This is a genomic window from Shewanella sp. MF05960 (assembly GCF_050849305.1).
Taxonomy (GTDB): domain Bacteria; phylum Pseudomonadota; class Gammaproteobacteria; order Enterobacterales; family Shewanellaceae; genus Shewanella.
Window position 1 is genome coordinate 25,597 of sequence record NZ_JBOZPS010000015.1, and the last position, 15,732, is coordinate 41,328.

15 protein-coding genes and 1 pseudogene are annotated in these 15,732 nt (G+C 41.2%); 7 read left to right on the plus strand and 9 right to left on the minus strand.

Features of this window, described 5'->3' with window-relative positions; genetic code table 11:
* The first annotated feature begins 447 nt into the window (after positions 1-447).
* Complete coding sequence (locus ACROAE_RS14815) at positions 448-624, plus strand: hypothetical protein (RefSeq protein ID WP_432403080.1); 177 nt, start codon at positions 448-450, stop codon at positions 622-624.
* 502 nt (positions 625-1,126) lie between these two features.
* On the opposite strand, the gene ACROAE_RS14820 is transcribed toward ACROAE_RS14815, so the two are convergent.
* The 3 genes and pseudogenes from ACROAE_RS14820 to ACROAE_RS14830 form a co-directional block, all read right to left on the minus strand.
* The gene (locus ACROAE_RS14820) at positions 1,127-2,146 is read right to left on the minus strand and encodes an NAD(P)H-hydrate dehydratase (protein WP_432403082.1); all 1,020 of its coding nucleotides are present in this window, start codon (positions 2,144-2,146) and stop codon (positions 1,127-1,129) included.
* 119 nt (positions 2,147-2,265) lie between these two features.
* Positions 2,266-3,273: pseudogene (gene guaD, locus ACROAE_RS14825) on the minus strand (guanine deaminase); the annotation flags it as partial.
* Between the two features lie 258 nt (positions 3,274-3,531).
* Positions 3,532-3,906, minus strand: coding sequence for a hypothetical protein (locus ACROAE_RS14830; RefSeq protein WP_432403084.1), 375 nt, complete (start codon positions 3,904-3,906; stop codon positions 3,532-3,534).
* A gap of 340 nt (positions 3,907-4,246) precedes the next feature.
* Here ACROAE_RS14830 and ACROAE_RS14835 point away from each other — a divergent pair, with 340 nt between their 5' ends.
* The 3 genes from ACROAE_RS14835 to ACROAE_RS14845 all read left to right on the plus strand — a co-directional run bounded on the left by ACROAE_RS14835 (position 4,247) and on the right by ACROAE_RS14845 (position 7,546).
* On the plus strand, positions 4,247-5,203 hold the full coding sequence (locus tag ACROAE_RS14835) for a Gfo/Idh/MocA family protein (RefSeq protein WP_432403086.1): 957 nt from the start codon (positions 4,247-4,249) through the stop codon (positions 5,201-5,203).
* A 187-nt stretch (positions 5,204-5,390) separates the two neighbouring features.
* The gene (locus ACROAE_RS14840) at positions 5,391-6,287 is read left to right on the plus strand and encodes a LysR substrate-binding domain-containing protein (protein ID WP_432403088.1); all 897 of its coding nucleotides are present in this window, start codon (positions 5,391-5,393) and stop codon (positions 6,285-6,287) included.
* Positions 6,288-6,418: 131 nt separating this feature from the next.
* The gene (locus tag ACROAE_RS14845; protein WP_432403090.1) at positions 6,419-7,546 is read left to right on the plus strand and encodes an acyltransferase family protein; all 1,128 of its coding nucleotides are present in this window, start codon (positions 6,419-6,421) and stop codon (positions 7,544-7,546) included.
* A 15-nt stretch (positions 7,547-7,561) separates the two neighbouring features.
* Here ACROAE_RS14845 and ACROAE_RS14850 read toward each other — a convergent pair whose 3' ends face one another.
* On the minus strand, positions 7,562-8,437 hold the full coding sequence (locus tag ACROAE_RS14850; protein WP_432403092.1) for a LysR family transcriptional regulator: 876 nt from the start codon (positions 8,435-8,437) through the stop codon (positions 7,562-7,564).
* A gap of 128 nt (positions 8,438-8,565) precedes the next feature.
* Here ACROAE_RS14850 and ACROAE_RS14855 point away from each other — a divergent pair, with 128 nt between their 5' ends.
* A complete protein-coding gene (locus ACROAE_RS14855; protein WP_432403094.1) occupies positions 8,566-8,937 on the plus strand; it encodes a YybH family protein in 372 nt (123 codons plus the stop codon).
* Positions 8,938-8,975: 38 nt separating this feature from the next.
* Here ACROAE_RS14855 and ACROAE_RS14860 read toward each other — a convergent pair whose 3' ends face one another.
* Complete coding sequence (locus ACROAE_RS14860) at positions 8,976-10,193, minus strand: HD-GYP domain-containing protein (RefSeq protein WP_432403096.1); 1,218 nt, start codon at positions 10,191-10,193, stop codon at positions 8,976-8,978.
* A gap of 370 nt (positions 10,194-10,563) precedes the next feature.
* Positions 10,564-11,346 (minus strand): DODA-type extradiol aromatic ring-opening family dioxygenase, encoded by a 783-nt coding sequence (locus ACROAE_RS14865; protein WP_432403098.1) that lies wholly within the window; start codon positions 11,344-11,346, stop codon positions 10,564-10,566.
* Between the two features lie 180 nt (positions 11,347-11,526).
* On the opposite strand from ACROAE_RS14865, the gene ACROAE_RS14870 reads away from it, so the two are divergent.
* Both ACROAE_RS14870 and ACROAE_RS14875 read left to right on the plus strand, forming a co-directional pair.
* The gene (locus ACROAE_RS14870) at positions 11,527-12,432 is read left to right on the plus strand and encodes a LysR family transcriptional regulator (protein ID WP_432403100.1); all 906 of its coding nucleotides are present in this window, start codon (positions 11,527-11,529) and stop codon (positions 12,430-12,432) included.
* Between the two features lie 99 nt (positions 12,433-12,531).
* Positions 12,532-13,494, plus strand: coding sequence for a LysR family transcriptional regulator (locus ACROAE_RS14875; protein ID WP_432403102.1), 963 nt, complete (start codon positions 12,532-12,534; stop codon positions 13,492-13,494).
* Between the two features lie 8 nt (positions 13,495-13,502).
* On the opposite strand, the gene ACROAE_RS14880 is transcribed toward ACROAE_RS14875, so the two are convergent.
* The 3 genes from ACROAE_RS14880 to ACROAE_RS14890 form a co-directional block, all read right to left on the minus strand.
* Positions 13,503-13,808: a DUF1330 domain-containing protein gene (locus ACROAE_RS14880; RefSeq protein ID WP_432403104.1), complete on the minus strand. Its 306-nt coding sequence runs from the start codon at positions 13,806-13,808 to the stop codon at positions 13,503-13,505.
* Between the two features lie 13 nt (positions 13,809-13,821).
* Positions 13,822-14,448 (minus strand): putative quinol monooxygenase, encoded by a 627-nt coding sequence (locus ACROAE_RS14885; RefSeq protein ID WP_432403106.1) that lies wholly within the window; start codon positions 14,446-14,448, stop codon positions 13,822-13,824.
* Between the two features lie 67 nt (positions 14,449-14,515).
* Positions 14,516-15,523, minus strand: a complete 1,008-nt coding sequence (locus ACROAE_RS14890; protein ID WP_124731046.1) for a zinc-binding alcohol dehydrogenase family protein — start codon at positions 15,521-15,523, stop codon at positions 14,516-14,518.
* Positions 15,524-15,732 lie beyond the last annotated feature (209 nt).

Consider the following 15,732-nt stretch of genomic DNA (forward strand, 5'->3'; position numbering starts at 1 on the left):
AATAAACTGTCATTGTGTACTCTCTTGATGGCGTACATGATATTAGTTAGCCCTAAACTAATGTGTGCAATGCGAACTTACCATGAAGAAACTCGCTTAGTTCTTATTTAGTGTGATGCTTAAATGATTCGTTGTGAAATGCAGTAATTTTACAATTTAGGATGAAAGATCACTCATCAAAGCAAGTCGATACCATACGGTTAAACGGTTGTTTAGATGGTCACTTTTTGCGAATGTCATCGATTAAATCGTGTTAATGTGAATATCGTGTCGCTTATGTGACATGGTAATGTTTTACATTGATGGATTAGATTCTTAGCCTCATTGATGATTCTTAGCATCAATGATGCACTCTCGTTGATGCAGTCTCATTGATACAGTCTCGTTGATCTAGTGCTGTTGATTAAGTATTTTTGATTAAATGGCCATATAATTTACGGAGTTTACATGACAGCAGTGACCCAATATTTATTGTTAGCAGCATTAATTTGCTTAGCCTTAGTTTGTTATTTTGTTGGCAGTGCAACTGGTGCAGTGGCGTTTATTGTCATGGGCATCTTGCTTGAAATCGCGTTTTGGCTTGGCATTTTTAAGTCTACGCGATCGCGCAGACAAACATCATAATCGCTAGATATAGTGGCTTATAAAATCATCAATCACTAACGTACATTGTTTTATGCATTAACCTAAGCTCATCCTCTGCTGCGGTGCTTCTTCCATATGGAGTCATCTTTTATCGGTGCAGATGTTATGCGAATCCTGATGAGAAAGTGATCTATTTTAGGCTGTGTCACGAGGCTAAGAACAATGAAGATGAATGTAGGTGTAGTCATCTACATCAAAGTCATCTACATCAAAGTCATCTACATCAAAGACATCTACATCAAAGTCATTTACATCAAACTCATCCACATCAAAGTCATTTAAAACCATAATAGGGTTTGTGATCCCCCCGAAGGGCGAATTAATCAGCGCGCCTTTCTTTGTTGGCCTGTCTTAACGAACTACAGCATGGATGAAGTAGAACAGCTCTGGAGCCGTTACCGAGAGTATTATGCCCTCAAAGCTTGCTGCGAAGCGCACTGATCATTTTTGCTAAAAGTGCACATTCTAATGTGGACTGGTTTTAGTCTGCCATTATGTGTTTAATGGCTTGCGGGATATAGTCAAGTAAGTCACTGGCTAGCACTGAATATTCGCTTAATGCCTGTGCGGCTAAATCACCCGCTAATCCGTGCAAATAGACTCCTAAGCAAGCTGCATTTAATGGGCTCATGCCTTGAGCACAAAACCCGCCAATCATCCCCGTTAACACATCCCCCGTGCCTGCTTTGGCGAGTGCACTGTTACCTGTAGGGTTAATAAAGGCATATTCTCCATTGCTTATCACGCTATTGTGACCTTTTAATACCACGATCGTGTGTAACTGTTTTGCTGCTAATGTCGCGTAATGAGCGCGATCAGACTGAATTTCTTCAACATCAATATTAAGTAAGCGTGCCAGCTCTTTAGGGTGCGGGGTAATAATACTGTTTTGAGGTAAACGTAAGGGTGTTTGAGGTTGTAAATGATATAAAAAATGGCTGATAAAATTGAGCGCATCAGCGTCAAATACCATACTTTGGGGGCGAGTTTGCAGTGCGCCGAGCAAGGCAAAGAAAAACCCATGATTTCCCTCAGCAATCGCCGTGGTGCTTAATGGTGCAGTAGAGGCGTTAAACTCATCTTTACTTTGGCCAATACTCAGACCGCTGCCCACCGTGATAACCGAGGCTTGCTCTAATAAATCATGTAACTGTGCTACTGCTTTTTCATCAATAGATTCAGTGTCGATTGATTGTAATTCGATACACACAGAATCGGTCATTTGCGTACTGAGTTCGGCGTAAATAATGGGCCGAGTCGGTAACGGGCGCATGACAATGTTGGGCGTTAATGCGCTTACGCTCTGACAAACACCAGGGCTGCTGGCCAGTGTCACGTAACCAGCACCTGTTCTCAGTGCTGATAAACTCGATAAATATGCTGCACCGCGATAATGCATTGAGCCTGCAATATTTAGCACATGGCCAAAGGTCGCTTTATGGCTGTTATCAGGGCGCTCAGGTAACAGTGAGGTGATGTATTCTTTGGTGAGAGTTTGCATATTTAGCACCCCTAAAACTAACATCCGGTATTAACCTTACCATAAACATGGTTAATTTTTGTGCACTAACGCATAAAATGACAACAAGGTAAATTGTTGTCATTAATGAGTCTTAATTTTTATTTAGGGTTAAGCGTATCGCGTTGGTACACCGATTTACCTGCGACGTAGGTTTCAAAAATGTTACGGTCATCGCCCAGCATAATAAGTGCAAACAGTTTGTCTTCAATGCCACTTGAATAGCTAAAGCGCAGCTGTTGTAAATCGGTAGCGGCCCAGTCTAACACCACAAAATCGGCTTCTTTGCCGGGCATAAAGTTACCGACTTTGTCGTCGATACTTAATGATGTTGCTCCGCCTAAGGTTGCCATGTACAGACCTTTAAATGGCGACAGTTTTTTACCTTGTAACTGCATGACTTTATATGCTTCGTTTAAGGTTTGTAGTGGTGAAAAACTGGTTCCTGCACCTACATCTGTGCCTAAACCTACACGAATATGCCTACTGTCTGTGGTGGTTAAATCAAATAAACCACTGCCTAAAAACAAGTTAGAAGTAGGGCAAAAAGCAATCACTGAATCAGTTTGTTGAAAGCTGTCCCATTCTTTGTCGGTTAAATGGATCGCATGGGCAAAAATGGATTTTTTACCGGTTAAGCCATAATGATCATACACATCAAAGTAGCCTTCACGTTCAGGAAATAATGATTTTACCCAGGCTATTTCGTCTTTGTTTTCAGACAAATGAGTATGCACATACACATCTGGGTATTGGGCTTTTAACTGACCCGCGAGTTGTAATTGTGCCGGGGTAGATGTAGGCGCAAAACGCGGGGTGATGGCGTATTGCAAACGGCCTTTATTGTGCCATTTTTCAATGAGGTTTTTTGAGTCTTGGTAACTTGACTCTGGCGTGTCGAGTAATTCCGCTGGAGCATTGCGATCCATCATGACTTTACCGGCAATAAGGCGCATGTTTTTTGTTAACGCAGTTTCAAATAACGCATCAACAGACTGCGGATGAACCGTGCCAAACACCAGCGCCGAAGTGGTGCCATTTTTGAGTAATTGGTGAATAAAAAACTGCGAAATTTTACGCGCATGTTCAATGTCGCTAAATTGTTCTTCAGTAGGAAAATATACCCAATCAACTTGAAGATACGTGTTTCAGAGCTTCACCGTGTTTTCAATACTAGGCGCGTTAATGCGGTAATGTAGGTACCTTATAAATTAGCGCAACAACGTAGTGGGAACACGGTGAAACTCCCAAAGGGCAAGTTTTACACGCGTTTATGCTGCGTTATTGATTTTGGAAAGGGAACAACCATTCCCCGCAATCAATGCCTTGTCTAAACGCGTGTAAATTCTTGCTGAAATCGAGTATCTTCAGGTTGTTTGGGTATTGGCATTAAGCCAGGTCAATAACTGTTCGCCGTATGCGGCAATCATTTGAGTTTGAGCGTAATGGGTGTGAGTGTCGATAAACCCCGGAATGATTAATTTACCTCGTTTGTCGATAATCGATGAGTATTGCTGCGCGGTTTGAGCGTCAAACGCCGTTAACGTTTTAATGTGACCATTTTCAATCACTAATAAGCCATCTTCAAAGTATTGATACGTGTCGTTAATATTGTCTGCTTGTGCGGGGTCTTGCAGGAAATGAATAAAGCTTGAGCGAATGACGGTGGTATCAGCTATAGATGATGATGAAGATAAAAGTGCAGCACTAACAAGCGCCGCAGAAGCGGTGTTTTTAGACATAAATACTCCATTTAATTGACAGGTATAAATGGTTTTTGACTTGAGTATTCAAGCCCTTGTCAACAGAGTATTCCAACCGAAAACCATTAAAAGCATCCAGACTAAAGCCAGAACTGTGCCAAGGTATCAGTAGGCATTTTACGGCGTTAACTGGCTAAAAATGGGCGATATTGCACTTGCTCTTAGCAACATTCTCACCAAAACAGTGCAGGTGCGCGTCAAAGTGAATCATGTGTTTAAGGTGTGAGCTTGGCATATTATCTATATCGCGACGTGCTAATATGAAGCTTATTTCGACATTAACGTAACGCGGATTAACCGACATTGAAATGGAGTGTTCATGAAAATAATAAATTGGGGCATTGTCAGTACAGGACGAATTGCTGCGTTATTTTGTCAGGATCTGGCTTTCTCACCGCAAAGCCATTTGTATGCTGTTGCCGCTCGTCAGCAAGCGGATGCCGATACGTTTGCTAAACAATATGGGGTTGATAAATCATACCAGGGTTATCAAGCGTTATTTGACGATCCTAATGTCGATATTGTGTATATCGCCACCCCACATAACTTTCATTTTCAACAAGCTTATGATGCCTTAATGGCGGGTATGCATGTATTGTGCGAAAAACCAATGACAGTGTCAGTTGAAGAGTGCCAACAGTTGTGCCAATTGGCACAACAAAAGGGTTTACTGTTAATGGAAGCCTTATGGACCTATTTTTTACCGGCAATGAAGCAGGCCAAACAGTGGCTCGAAGACGGTAAAATCGGCCAGCTTAAACATGTCAAAGTCGACTTTGGTTACCCCATTCCCTTCAGCCCAAATGGCCGTGAATATAATCGACAATTGGCTGGTGGTTGTTTACTTGATATGGGCATTTACCCGTTAGCCATTGCTGACTACTTTTTAGCCGCCGATATCGATGATTTATATGTGCAAGCCCAGCTATGTGAGACGGGTGTTGAAGATGATGTGATTATCATCGGCAAAAGTGAACAGGTTGCGGTAAGCCTCGCAAGTTCATTTCAATGTCGATTAAGTAATAATGCTTATTTGATTGGCGATAAAGGCTACATCGTTATTCCAGATGCATTTAGAGCATCAGAGTGTCACTTATATCATCTCGATGATTTAGTTGACTCATATACCGATAATCGCCATTCGTTGGGTTATCACTTTGAAGCAGATGAAGCCTGTCGATTAGTCGCTTTAGGGATAACCCAAAGCGACATCGTGTCGCATCAAGATAGTGTGTTGTTTCAGTCGCAACTGGCACGAGTCAAAGCGCTAATTTAAGATGATTACGGGCAAAACGGCTGCCGCACATTGTTTATGTATTGCCCGTTGTGAACTGATTAATGCGTTTATTGTTGCTGTATTGCATGATAACTAATGCCAGCGTTACTAGGCTGGCTAATAACATGCTGCTATAAAAACTCGCCGCGACTCCACCTGGAATAAACTCAACAAAAGAGATATTAAATTGCTTAATAGCTTTATCAGTGTGGCAGCACATCAAAGCTTTTCTGGCGCGGCGCGCGAGCTCAATACTGTGCAACCCGCCATTAGCCGACATATTGCGATGCTGGAAGATGAGCTTGGAGTATTGTTGTTTATTCGTAACTCGCGAGAGGTGATGATCACGACAGCAGGTGAGCAGTTACTGCACGATGCCAAACTGATTATTGCCTTGGCAGAAAAAGCTAAAAGCCAGGTAAAGCGAGCAGAGCAAGGGCAGGTGGGCGAGTTAAACATTGCCTATTTAAGTTCTGCCTGCTTAAGTTTTATGGCGGACCTAATTCGCAGTTACTCGCAGTTATACCCTGATGTACATGTCAGCTTATTTGAAATGACCGCGACAGAACAAATAGAAGCATTTAAGCGAAATACTATTGATGTGGGTTTTTCTCGGCCATTACCCACAGGCATTCAAGATGAATTTAGCAGTACAGATATCTATATCGACAAGCTTGTTGCCGTTGTGGGAGCACATCATCCTTTAGCACAACATACTCAGATTGCGTTGAGCCAGCTACAGCAACAAAAATTAATCATATTCCATCGAGATGAAGCCGTCGGCTTGTTTGATGACACTATTATGTTGTGCAAACAAGCAGGGTTTTCAGCCAATATCGTGAGTCAGCCTCGGCATATGCAAACCTTATTAACCGAGGTGGCAGCGGGCTTAGGTGTCGCCATTGCGCCGTATTGTATTAGTAAATTATACAGCCAAAGTTGCCATTTTTTAACGCTTACTGATGCGCACAAATCCATTGCGACGCAGTTGCATGTCAAGTCAACTAATCACAGTGCTACGGTCAATGCCTTTGTGGCGCTAGTCATCGCTAATCAACCAAGCATTGCAAAAAGTATGGCCTAATAAAAACTGAGGTTATGTTGCTGTATGCTACTTATGCCCTAAAATAGCCTTAATATTATTTTTACTGCTGATATATCAGTATGCCATCACGGCAAAACATCACACGAATAAGCCAGAGGAAGGCATTGATTATGGACAAAGTTTTACCCCAAAGTAGACGTTATTCTGAGCTTGATTGGTTGCGGGTGATATTGATATTTGCTGTTTTTTTGCATCATATTTTTATGCCATTCAATGGTGATGGCTGGCATGTTATGAATAATGAGTCCAGCAAAGTGCTTGACGACATTATGGTTTATTTTGAGCAGCTGAGGCTGCAAACGTTATTTTTTATTGCAGGGGCTGGTAGTTTATTGTTACTGCAAAAAATGTCGGCAAAATCATTTATGATCAGTAAATTTCATCGGTTATTTATACCATTGCTGGTGGGGATGATATTGATAGTACCGCCTCAAAACTATATCGAAAATATCGCCGATTATGAGTCATTGTTATCAGCCTATAGCCAACTTATGTGGTCGTTTGATAACAATCATTTATGGTTTATTGAGTTTCTGTTGATTTTTATGTTACTGGCTATACCGTTTAAACGCTTTTTAGATGGCGCAACGGGGACGGTGTGGCTTAAATGGCTTGAACGCCTGAGCCAGTCGCAATATGGATTATTGTCTTTAGGGCTGGTGTTGGTCATAGTGAGAGGTTTGGCAAAATACCTAATGCCCGATGACAGTCATCATATTGAAAACCTGTCATTAAGTTTGTTTTATGTGTTGTTCTTTTTTGCGGGTATGAGTTTTATATACAGCGGACAGATTTGGCAAACATTGGCTTTGCATCGTCGCACCTATTTAATCAGTCTACTCATTAGCTCGTTACTTTTTTATGCATATTACTATTCACCAGATTTAAGCCCATATTTGTCATTAACGGCTCGGTGGCAAATTTGGTGGTTGGTATGCAGCTTGGTGTCATGGTCGGGTTTGTTAACCATGGTAGGGTTTGCCAGTGCTTATATTAACAGGACACCTACCTGGCTACAGCAAACTAATGAACTCATTTACCCGTTTTATATTTTGCATCAAACCGTCATTGTGATGTTGGCGTTTTATATTGTGCAGTGGCAGGCGGGAATAATGGTTAAATCGCTCAGTTTACTTGTTAGCGCCTTTATTATTTGTGCAGCGCTGTGTTATTGGGTCATAAAACCTTTTAACCTGATGCGCTATTTATTTGGTCTAAAAATATTGTCTAAGGATTAACATGACAACGTGATATTACACAGGCGTTTTTGTTATTAGAGCCAGTTTTTCTTCAATTGCTTGCAAACATACCGAGACGTGTAAAGGTAAACCAGAGGTAAAAGGATGCATTGAATAGACAGCATTCAGTGGTAATTTATGCTGACTGAATACCGCGGTTAACTCTGGATAATGAGGTAGATGAAAATCAGGAACTAACCCGATACCGACACCTGCTTTTATTAATGAAAGACAAGTATGAAATGAATTGGTTTGACACGATGCTGTCACGTTATAGTGTATATCGTCATGATTATCTGACATAAAGTGATGTGCTATTTGTTTACTCTGCCAAGAGTTGGCAATATAACAGGCCTGCATTTGTTGGGCTGGTTGATGCAATGTGTTAACTGAGCACAATACATCTCTAAATGAACCTATTCTTCGCTGCTTTATATTGCTGTCTTTCGACTCGCCAACACGGATTGCTAAATCAATATTATCTCGATTCAAATCTAAGTGAATATCACTACTGATTAAATTCGGTTCAATTAATGGATATTGCTGCATCACGAGGGCGATAGCGGGAGCCACAAGTGTTTCCATTAATGCATTGGGTGCCGTTATTCTTACAATACCTTGAGGGATGGCTAAATGTTGTTGTGCTTGTTGCCAAGCAACATCAGCAGTTTGGTTAAGGACTTGGCAATGTTGATAAAAACTCGAACCTGCACTGGTGAGTATTTGTCTGCGGGTGGTACGTTTAAGTAAAGTCACCCCAATATCCTGCTCCAGTGCTTTTAGGTGTTGGCTGATAACCGACTTAGAGAGTTGTAATGATTCTGCGGCAGCGGTTATCGAACCGAGATCGACGATATGAGCAAAAATAGCCATTTGCCGTAATTTATTCATCGTTATTTCCTCGCTAATCATTATTGTTGATTGTATGGTTTTTATTAACAATCAATTCTATTGGTTTAGTTTTTCAGTTGCAATTAGTTCGATATGCTAATGGCTTATTCAATCTGTGGAGTATAAAGATGTCTTCAACTATTTTAGAAATATGTCAGCAGGGTATTAGTGATTGGCAAAAGGCGTTTAATCGTCAAGATGCAGCAGGTTGCGCGGCACAGTATGCTGAAAATACCATCATGCTCGCTAAACCTTTTGGTGAATTCAAAGGTCGTCAAGCCATTGAATCATTTTGGCAAGGAATAATGGATAAAGGGTTTAAAGATGTTGATTACACACACGTTACTTGGGAGGCTATGGGTGATGACGGCTATATCTTAACTGCTCATTGGACCATGAATAGCGCATTTGGTGTGGTACATCATGAGCATTGGCAGATACAAGCTGATGGTAAAGCGCGTTTAGCTTATGATGAATTTGAGGTGCAAGGCGAACGATAAACCGAAAATTTAATTAATTCCACTTGCGTATCGAAAGGTTAACCTTCATGTGCCAGAAACTCGATAATTTGTTCCATATTGAGATTGTAGTCGTCAGCTCGAACGCATTTGACAATTAAATCGTCGGTGACGGTAGCCAGGTCGATCTTTTGGCCAACTTCAAAGTGATCCGGTTTTAAATGATAAAACGGTTTGACTAGTGGGCGGATAGGATCTTTAGGGTTGTGACCTTCAACAATGGCCAATCTGTTGGATTCTAACTGCACCACTGCGCCGACAGGGTAAACCCCCATGCAGCGAATAAATTCGTCGACTAAATCTTTGTCGAGCTCATTTTTGTCTGCCAACGCTCGCAATATACTGAAGGCTTTTACCTGAGCATAACCTTCTTTATAACAGCGGTTTGACGTCAATGCATCGAAGATATCGCAAATGCTGATCATCCGTCCATACAGGGTGATTTTTTCAGCTGGTACGCCGAAGGGATAGCCTTCACCGTTGAGCTTTTCATGGTGCAAGCTGGCCACCTCTAAACTTAACGAGCTGATGCCAGGGGTGTTCTTCATGATCTCAATGGAATAACTGGCGTGAGTTTTCATAATATGAAACTCTTCATCGGTTAATCTGTCGGGTTTGTTCAAAATCCGATCGGGGATCATGATTTTGCCGACATCATGTAAAAATGCGCCAATCGCTAATTGATTTACAATGGCTTTGTCGATTTTTTTATACACAGCAAACATGGTCATCAATACCGACACCGATACCGAATGTTCTAATAAATATTCATCTTTATTACGGATGTTAATCACGCACGAAAGGGCATTAGGATTATTAAAAATAAGGTCGGTAGACTCAGTGGTAATTTTTTGCACCGGATCCATGTCTAATGGCAAACCATGCTGGGCATTATGAAACAGCTTTTTTTGAATATCTTTTGATTCGTTAAACACCTGGCGCGCTCTAACGATTTCTTGATTAAAGAAATTCGGTTTTGTTATAGGGCGAGCAGGCGCAACTTGACGAGGTGGCTCTGACTTTGGCGCATGGTCTTTGGTGACCGTTTCTTTAGTAATCACTTCTGTTTTGCTGGTGTCGATTAATAACTTGGTAACCGATTTGCGTTTTAATGCCTCAATAACACGTTCACTTTTAAGCACGCCAGGCTTTGTGAGCGAAAACGTGTCTTTAGGTTCGGTGATTTCGACCACATACATTCCAACTTGTACGTCAGTAATGTCATGTTCAATCAGCATAAATCGGTTCCTTGAGGCTATTGAGTCGCATTATTGTTATCAACCACAGCGTACTTAATGTGTACGTCATGTTACAAGATAGCTTATTTAATAAGGTAATATAAGCGAAATAACACTACCGAGTTCAAGCTTTACTGCAAAAGTGACATACATTTTTTCGTGTTGTTAATCAATGATGTATTAACCGTAATAAATTGCAGTTTATGCTGAATTTTATTTAAGGTCCAACAGCTTTGAGAGATGAATATTTGTTTGTATTATTTTTGTACGCCCTAGCCAATATATACCGTCAGTTCAAGTTTTTAAATGATGAAACAGCAGGCATTGATCGCTGTCACCTTCAATCGACCCTGGTGCAAACCTCTTGGCTTTAATTGAACGAATAAGCATCAAGTGCTAACAATTCATACTCAACATCTTGGTGTATTTTTTGAGCTTGAGTGTTGCCACTTGCACCAAGTACCGACATTAACGGTAAAAAATGCTCCTGAGTTGGGTGGTTAAATTGAGCATGCGGAGCAAGTTGTTGGTAGTTCAGTAAAGACTCAATATCATTATTTACCAGCTTGTCTTCAACCCAATACCTAAATTGGTTCATCATGTCGACCCCATTAACGGTTTTAGTGCGCTTAAATACCTCGGCTAAATTATGGCTTATCCCGCCGGAGCCAATAATAAGAATATTGTCATGCTTTAGTGAGGCTAATAATTGGCCATATCGATAGTTTTGTGCAGCTCCAAGTCTCGTGTTGATGGATATCTGCACAATAGGGATGTTGGCTTGTGGGTACATTAACCTCAGTGGGATCCATACACCATGATCCCAGCCCTGTTGGGTGTCTAACATTACCTTGATATTGGCCTGCTCAAATAGCGCTGCTATATGCTTAGCGAGTAAGGGCTCCCCGGGAGCTGGGTAACGAATTTGATATAACTTATCGGGAAAACGATAAAAGTCATGAACCGTCGCGGGATGTTGCCCTGCAGTAATCACGACATCGTGACTCACATCAAAATGTGCTGAAAACACCACAATCGCTTTAGGTGTCGTTATTGTGCGCCCCAAGTGTTGCAAAAAACGCGATGTTGTACTGTTTTCGACGGCCATCATTGGGGAACCGTGAGAAATAAATAATGGACGTTGTGATGTCATGTTGGCTACCTATTTAATGTATGTGTTATATGCAGTCACAATGGTTATTATTGATCAATGCAGGATTATATAATGTGTGACCGAGTGGCTTAACCTGGCTTGCTAATCACTATATTACGAGTCATTATGAAGATAAATGTGCTAAAAATTGATAAACAATCAACAGGGCGTTGTTAATTTATGGATAAGCTTGAGACTATGCGAACCTTTTTGACTGTCGTGCAAGAAGGCGCATTTACTAAAGCCGCTGACAAGCTAGATTTATCACCACAACTCGTGAGTAAGTACATTTCGGCTTTAGAGCAAAGTTTACAAACGCGGTTATTGCAGCGCACCACTCGTCGATTGAGTTTGACCCAAGCGGGCAGTGAATATTACCAACGCTGTGTGCAAATTATTGCTGATATTGATGATATGGAAACGCGCTTAACTCTGCATACTCAAGTGGTATCGGGTACCTTAACCGTGAGCGCGCCCATGTCATTTGGTACCTTGCACTTACCGCAATTGTTAATGGATTTCCAGCGTATCCACCCCGAAATCACCCTCAACATTAAATTATCTGACATTAAAATCGATATTGTAAATGAGGGCATCGATGTGGCAATGCGTATTGGTCAGTTAGCTGACTCATCTTATATCGGTAAAAAAGTGGCACCGATCCGTATCGCTATTATGGCTTCTGCAGAATATTTAGCGCGTTGCGGTACTCCTAAAACGCCAGCAGAGTTACAACACCATACTTACCTTAAATATGCATATTCAGACGATGCGATGTTGTTTTCAGGTTTCGACGATGCGGCTCACTCGCTTCAATTTAAACAACGTCTGGTGGCCAATAATGGTGAGTTATTAGTGAATACCGCTATTTTAGGGGGTGGGATTATTATTCAGCCCACTTTTATAGCGGGTAAAGCATTGGCTGAAGGTAAACTCGTCCAAATACTCAAGGATTATGAGCCTAAGCCTGTAGGCTTGTATATGATGTATGCTAATCGGCAATATTTGGCGGCAAAGGTGGCTTGTTTTGTTGATTTTGTGAGTCAGTATTATCCTCAAATCCCTTATTGGGACGAGAAAGCGTAAACCGCTAAGTCTGAAGATTTGTTACCCTAGTATTGTTGTTATTTCTGTTAAACCGTTATGTTAAGTGATGAGTTAAATTTTACGCTAAGGATGGGTTTTATGTCTGTAACCGCGCAATTAAGATTATTTGTAGATGTAGTTCAACAAGGCTCGTTTGCTAAAGCGGCGGCGTTACATGATATGGATAATTCGTCACTCTCCAAACAAATTAAAAAGTTAGAGTCGACATTAGGCGTGCAGCTGCTTAACCGCTCTACACGTTCATTTGCGTTAACCTCTGCGGGCGAAGAAATTCTCACCCAAGCGCATATTCTACAAAATACCTTAGATGATATTCAAAACATTGCTGACTCTTACCAGTCTGAACCTAAAGGGATAATTCGAATAACCTCGTCCATTTTTTTTGGTCAACATTATTTGCAGCCGGTGATTAGCCAGTTTATGAAACGTTATCCTCACGTCAAAGTGACGTTGTCTTTAGATGACCGTAAAGCTGATATTATTTCCGATCATTTTGATGTGGCTTTTAGAATGGGGCGCTTAGCGGAGTCGAATTTAATTGCAAAAAAAATCGCCAAAACCCACTTTGCGATAGTGGCCTCCAAAGATTTTATCGAGCGTTATGGTATGCCAACGACGCCAGAGCAACTGATAACCCTGCCAGCAGTGATATACAGTAATGGTGAATCATCCATAGATGTGATGCGATTAAGTACGCATCCTCATGGTGAGCAGTTTAAAAATTATAAGATGCAAGGCAATTTAAAAGTCAGTGATGTCAGTTCGATGATTGCCGCGGTGGCAGATGGTTTGGGCTATACCGTGATTGATTTGTTTAACTTAGAAAAACCGATTGCGGAATTTAACTTAGTGCCGCTGTTAACCAATTATGGTTTGTCGACGATGGATACTGGCATTTACGCCGTGTATCCTCATCGCAAACAAACGTTATTGGTCAGCGAGTTTATTAAAGCGGTGCAAGAGTATATTGGCACACCGCCATTTTGGTTAGCGCATATACCTAATTATAAGCAACTTTATAACGGTTCTATCAATGAGTAATATTGCTATTACGGCATTAAACCGTCGACGATATATTGGTTAATATTGTCAGTTGCGGCTAAACGAATCGCTTTAGCTGGGGCGTATTCAGGGTCGTCTAACCACGCCTTTGCAGCTTGAGAATTTGGAAACTCAATGATCACTTTTATTTGGCCTTGTTGGCCCATTAAATCGATACCTGAACCGCTAGCAGCAAGGATAGTACCGCCATGTTTAGCAACCGTTCCGGCTGTGATTGAATTTGAGCCTGGATTGTATTTCGCATACATTTCAGGTTCGGTAACATCATAATTAATGATAAAAAATGCGCTCATTTATTCTTCCTTATTATTCGTTTATTTCACTGACAAAGTGCATATATTGTTGCATGTCACCCACAACCGCCTGTTCCATTATTGCCCCTGTGATTTTGGCATAAGGTTGGTTGAAATGGATATCCCATACGTCAGACTCTTTACGCCAATGTTCATAAACCACTAAGGTGTTGTCATCATCTTGAACGGTGTAAAGATCAAATAATAAATTACCCTCTTCTTGACGAGAGTGTTGAATATGGTCTTCAAACTGTGTCAAAAGAGGTTGGCGAAATTCCGAATGAATAGGGAAAATAAATATAATGGTAAATAGTGCATCTTCGTGGTCTGCGGCTTTAATCACTACCGGTTCAGGTTTTGTGTCCTGTAAATTAAACACTTCAGGCGTGCACACAAGAGCATTACTTAACAACCTAAGTAGATTCTGGGTATACGATTGCTGTTGATGAAAGGCCAGCGCCGCTGCATCTTGCCAACGTTCATAGGCATAAAATACATTGGGATTGGCATTATCAACAAAAATATTCATATTGATGTTACCAAGCTCGTGACGAGTGCCTTTTTTACTGTCAACAAGCGCGTCTTTAACCGCCTGTTGATGCTGGGGTTTTACTGTAAACTTAATGAGTTGGGTTAGCATGCAGTGCTCCAAAATCAATGATACGAGGATAAAATATTCAATAAGGGGCATAGCCCCTTAAGACGGCTTAAAAACCCGCTAAAACAATTTTGCCTTTAGCTTGCTGAGTTTCTAAGCGCTCGTGAGCTCGGCGTAAGTTCGTCGCATTAATCACACCATAATGTTCACCCACAGTGGTTTTAATCTGGCCGCTGTCGATTAGTTTAGCGACATCGTTAAGCAGTTGATGTTGAGCTTGCATGTCGTCGGTCTTAAACAAAGAGCGAGTGAACATCAGCTCCCAGTGAATTGAAATGCTCTTCATTTTAAACGGCATAATGTCTAAGCTTTGTGGATCGTCAATTAACGCAAATTGACCTTGTGGCTTAATCACCTTTTCTATTTCCATTAAGTGTTCAGAGGTATTGTTTAAACTCACAACATAGTCGACTAACGGCAACTGTTTTTCGGCAAACTGTTCACTCAATTTATAACGATGATTAATAATATGGTCAGCGCCTAAGTCTTGTAACCATGACACGGTTTCTGCTCGTGATGCCGTAGCAATAATTTCAAGTTGGGTGAGCTGTTTTAGTAATTGCACCATAATTGAGCCCACACCACCGGCTGCGCCGATAACCAAAATACGTTTGTTGGCGTTGTCTTTATCCACTTTTAGGCGGTCGAACAATAATTCCCATGCGGTAATGGCGGTCAATGGCAATGCTGCGGCTTCATCAAAAGATAAGTTTTTTGGCATATGGCCTACGATACGCTCGTCGACCAGTTGGTATTGTGCATTACTACCTGAACGAGTCACATCACCTGCATACCATACTTTGTCGCCAGGCTTAAACAAGCTGACATTTTCACCCACTGATTTAACGATACCAGCAGCATCAAAACCTAATATTTTCCATTCACCTTCAGGTGCCGGCATATCTTGACGAATTTTAAAGTCGGCAGGATTAACAGACACCGCTTTGACTTCAACTAGAATGTCACGGTCTTTCGCAACAGGCATATCTAACTGAATATCTTGTAATGATAATGGATCGTGTACCGGTAGATTTTGCTGATAACCAATGGCTTTCATGGCAGTAGCCTCTTAATAATATCGTGATGATGAATGAATACATGTGGCAATACGTATACGTAAAATGTGTTGCCCATGAGTTAATAGCGTCATTGTGCCGTTTTTAGTTAGCGGTAAAAAGAGCAACTAAAGCCAATCATTATGGATATATATGACCATAATAAGTGGCCGTTATGGTGTTCCGTATTAATAAGTGAGAGGTCACTTAT

Excerpts from the sequence above, each read along its gene's own strand:
- ACROAE_RS14815 (WP_432403080.1), top strand. The coding sequence starts at position 448 with ATGACAGCAGTGACCCAATATTTATTGTTAGCAGCATTAATTTGCTTA.
- ACROAE_RS14820 (WP_432403082.1), bottom strand. The coding sequence starts at position 2,146 with ATGCAAACTCTCACCAAAGAATACATCACCTCACTGTTACCTGAGCGC.
- ACROAE_RS14830 (WP_432403084.1), bottom strand. The coding sequence starts at position 3,906 with ATGTCTAAAAACACCGCTTCTGCGGCGCTTGTTAGTGCTGCACTTTTA.
- ACROAE_RS14835 (WP_432403086.1), top strand. The coding sequence starts at position 4,247 with ATGAAAATAATAAATTGGGGCATTGTCAGTACAGGACGAATTGCTGCG.
- ACROAE_RS14845 (WP_432403090.1), top strand. The coding sequence starts at position 6,419 with ATGGACAAAGTTTTACCCCAAAGTAGACGTTATTCTGAGCTTGATTGG.
- ACROAE_RS14850 (WP_432403092.1), bottom strand. The coding sequence starts at position 8,437 with ATGAATAAATTACGGCAAATGGCTATTTTTGCTCATATCGTCGATCTC.
- ACROAE_RS14855 (WP_432403094.1), top strand. The coding sequence starts at position 8,566 with ATGTCTTCAACTATTTTAGAAATATGTCAGCAGGGTATTAGTGATTGG.
- ACROAE_RS14860 (WP_432403096.1), bottom strand. The coding sequence starts at position 10,193 with ATGCTGATTGAACATGACATTACTGACGTACAAGTTGGAATGTATGTG.
- ACROAE_RS14865 (WP_432403098.1), bottom strand. The coding sequence starts at position 11,346 with ATGACATCACAACGTCCATTATTTATTTCTCACGGTTCCCCAATGATG.
- ACROAE_RS14870 (WP_432403100.1), top strand. The coding sequence starts at position 11,527 with ATGGATAAGCTTGAGACTATGCGAACCTTTTTGACTGTCGTGCAAGAA.
- ACROAE_RS14875 (WP_432403102.1), top strand. The coding sequence starts at position 12,532 with ATGTCTGTAACCGCGCAATTAAGATTATTTGTAGATGTAGTTCAACAA.
- ACROAE_RS14880 (WP_432403104.1), bottom strand. The coding sequence starts at position 13,808 with ATGAGCGCATTTTTTATCATTAATTATGATGTTACCGAACCTGAAATG.
- ACROAE_RS14885 (WP_432403106.1), bottom strand. The coding sequence starts at position 14,448 with ATGCTAACCCAACTCATTAAGTTTACAGTAAAACCCCAGCATCAACAG.
- ACROAE_RS14890 (WP_124731046.1), bottom strand. The coding sequence starts at position 15,523 with ATGAAAGCCATTGGTTATCAGCAAAATCTACCGGTACACGATCCATTA.